The organism is Clostridium sp. (assembly GCF_030532265.1).
Classification (GTDB): domain Bacteria; phylum Bacillota; class Clostridia; order Clostridiales; family Clostridiaceae; genus Clostridium.
Map to the genome: position 1 here is coordinate 1 of NZ_JAUNLM010000113.1, position 3,391 is coordinate 3,391.

The window sequence follows — 3,391 nt, forward strand, 5'->3', positions numbered from 1 at the left end:
AAATATGTAATTAAAAAAACAAATTATTTCGCTAAATAATCATTTAGCGAAATAATTTAAGTAGATTTCTATATAATTTCAACAATCTTAAATAAAATATTCATTTAAAATTTAACTTTTAAATAAAATATAATTATGTTAGAATGAACTATAAAATATATTTAAGTAGGTGTAATTATGATTTACGATTTTACTGAGCTTAGGAAAACAAACGAACTCCCGCCTATTGTTATAGACTTTTTAAATTATTTAGAAACTATAAAGGGAAAATCAGAAAATACTATTGAAGCATATAAAATAGATCTTACTATGTTTTTTAGGTTCTTGAAATTATATAGAAATGAGATTGAAAATAAAAATATAGAATTTGAAGATATTAAAATAAATGATATTAATGAAATTTCTATAAAAAATATAAAGCTATCGGAATTATATGCATTTATGAGTTTTTTAGAAAAATATCGAAATAATAGCTCATATGCTAGAGCTAGAAAAGTTGCTAGTTTAAAGTCTTTTTTTAAGTTTTTGCAAACCAAATTAAAAATAATAGATGAAAATCCAACTTTAGAATTAGAATCACCTAAAATTAATAAAAGGCATCCTATTTACTTAAATTTAAATGAAAGTATTCAATTATTAAAGTCTATAGATAAGAAAAATAAAAATTATTACAGAGATTATTGTATAATAACTTTATTTTTAAATTGTGGAATGAGATTATCAGAACTTTGTAATATAAAGTTAGAAAAAATATCAGGTGATATATTAACTATCATTGGTAAAGGTAATAAGGAAAGAACAGTTTATTTAAACGATGCTTGTATTAAAGCTATTGATAATTATATAAAAAACAGAGATATTTCTAAAGTTTCAGAAGAAAATAAAAAATATTTATTTTTATCTAATAGAGGAACCCCAATAAATAAAAGAACTGTAGAAATAATGGTTAAAAACTATACAAAAAGAGCTGGTCTTAGAGATGAAAAGTATACTCCACATAAATTAAGACATACAGCCGCTACTCTTATGTATAAATATGGAAATGTGGATATAAGAGCTCTTCAAAATATACTAGGTCATGAAAATATTTCTACTACTCAAATATATACTCATGTAGATGATGATACATTAAGAGATGCTGTTAAATCTAATCCTTTAGCTAATATTTAGTTGTTTAAAATAAAAATGATATTCTATATTCATAGAATATCATTTTTATTTTATTTTAAACTATCCTATTACAGGCATTCCCATAATTTCATTTAAAACATTAATAATTTCTTTATTATCTCCATCATATACTACAACTACTCTGCCTTTACTATAAAAATGTGGTGATTTATTCCACTTTATATCTTCTCCACTTATTGTAGTTCCATTATTTTGAATTGAATTAAGATCATTTTTAAGCTTATCTTTTTGGTTTTTATCATATTCATAAACATATATTTCACCATTTTTTATTTTTAATGTTTTTCCATCAACAGAGAATATTTTTTTCATAGAATTACTATTTTTATCTTCTTCTTGTTTTGGTTCAAAACCTTTTGAGTTTAAGGTGTCTTTTAATGATTGTTTATCAAATTTCATTTCTTCATCATCGAATATATTATCTGCAAGATCCTTTGCTGAATCTACTCCTTCTTTTACTTTCTCTTTAGTTGCATCATAGCCTTGTTCCACTTTTTCTTTTGTATCTTCAACAGTTTGTTTAGGACTACAAGAAATAAATGATGAAAGTGATGTTGCTAATAATCCTATAATAATTAATAATTTAGTTTTCTTCATATAATATCTCTCCTATCATGTAAATTGCTACAATAATAGTATTTTATTAAAATGTATAAATTATACCAAAATAAAAGAAGCAACTAAATTTAGTTGCTTCTCTTAACTAATCTTCTTACTCCAGGAAATATTTCTTCTGTGTTATCTTCTAAAGAATCATAATCAAGGTTTGCTTCATCTAAATATTCTACAAACTCAAATGCATCTACATAATCTTCTTGCTCATCGCTTTTAGATATAGAATCGTCTAGTTGTCCTTGTATCATTGAATAAGCTTCTTTTAAAGCTTTTTCTAAATCTTCTTTTTCTAAAGAAGGATCAATATTTTTAGCTTTAGCTATTGTATTTTTAAATTCTTCTTCAAGAAATTTATTTTCTTCTATATTTTTTGATATATCTTCTATTTTTATAGCTCTTATATCAACACCTTCATTTTCTAAACATTTACCGCAATTATCGCAAATTTTATTTTCATATAAATCGCAATAATCATCTTCGTTATATTTTTTTTTCATACATACACCACCTTCTAAAGTGCAAAATCAAATTACATTATAACAAATAAAAATAAATATAGCAAATAGAACTTATGTTCTAAGAACATAAGTTTGATATATTAATAATCATATGTTATAATTAATAAAAAAACGTGAGGTGCTATGCAATGTTAGATGGTAAAGATAAACAAAGTCAAATATATGAATTCCTAAAAAATTATACTGAAAATAAAGGTTACCCACCATCTGTAAGAGAGATTTGTGAAGCGGTTAGCTTAAAATCTACATCAACAGTACATGGGCACTTAAAAAGATTAGAAAAAAAGGGGCTTATAAAGAGAGATCCTACAAAACCTAGGGCATTAGAAATCATTGAATTCTTACAGCCAAAACGTGAAATGATAAATATTCCTATAGTTGGAAATATAACAGCAGGCACTCCTATATTAGCTACTGAAAATATTGAAGATACTTTTACATTGCCACTTGATTTTATTAAGCACAACAATGAACTTTTTATGCTTAGAGTAAGCGGTAATAGTATGATAAATGCTGGAATTAATGATGGAGATTTAGCCATTATAGAAAAAACTCAACATGCTTCTAATGGTGATATAGTAGTAGCTTTAATTGATGACTCTTCAACTATTAAGAGATTTTTTAAAGAAAATGATCATATAAGATTACAACCAGAAAATGATGCTATGTTACCTATGATAGTTGATGATTGTAAAATATTAGGTAAGTTAGTTGGGATTTTTAGATCATATTAAGAATATATTAATTAAGAGGTTCATATATAAAAAGTATGAGTCTCTTTTTTATTTTAGATTTATAAGGAGTATGAAAAGTGAAAATTTTAATAAAAGAAACTAATACCTATAAAGAAAATTATTCTTTCAATATAAGATTTTTTATATTTATATTAATGTTTTTTTATATTTTTTATTTATTAGGATATAATTTAATAAATTATAATGGAAAATTTATAATAACATTTATAACATATTTTAAATTAATACTACTCTATTCTATTTTATGTTTTATTATTAGAATATTTATAAAATATATTTTTTATTTTGATTTTAAAAATACTTATTTAATAT

General features: G+C 23.1%; 4 protein-coding genes. 2 read left to right on the forward strand and 2 right to left on the reverse strand.

Annotation, left to right across the window (positions count from 1 at the left end; genetic code table 11):
* The first annotated feature begins 177 nt into the window (after window positions 1–177).
* A complete protein-coding gene (locus tag Q4E08_RS11930) occupies window positions 178–1,170 on the forward strand; it encodes a tyrosine recombinase XerC (RefSeq protein WP_303131213.1) in 993 nt (330 codons plus the stop codon).
* Between the two features lie 60 nt (window positions 1,171–1,230).
* On the opposite strand, the gene Q4E08_RS11935 is transcribed toward Q4E08_RS11930, so the two are convergent.
* Both Q4E08_RS11935 and Q4E08_RS11940 read right to left on the reverse strand, forming a co-directional pair.
* Window positions 1,231–1,788, reverse strand: coding sequence for a hypothetical protein (locus tag Q4E08_RS11935; RefSeq protein WP_303131215.1), 558 nt, complete (start codon window positions 1,786–1,788; stop codon window positions 1,231–1,233).
* Between the two features lie 89 nt (window positions 1,789–1,877).
* Window positions 1,878–2,303, reverse strand: coding sequence for a hypothetical protein (locus Q4E08_RS11940; protein WP_303131217.1), 426 nt, complete (start codon window positions 2,301–2,303; stop codon window positions 1,878–1,880).
* Between the two features lie 149 nt (window positions 2,304–2,452).
* Between Q4E08_RS11940 and lexA the strand changes: the two genes are divergently transcribed.
* Window positions 2,453–3,058, forward strand: coding sequence for a transcriptional repressor LexA (lexA, locus tag Q4E08_RS11945; protein WP_303131219.1), 606 nt, complete (start codon window positions 2,453–2,455; stop codon window positions 3,056–3,058).
* The last annotated feature ends 333 nt before the right edge of the window (window positions 3,059–3,391 follow it).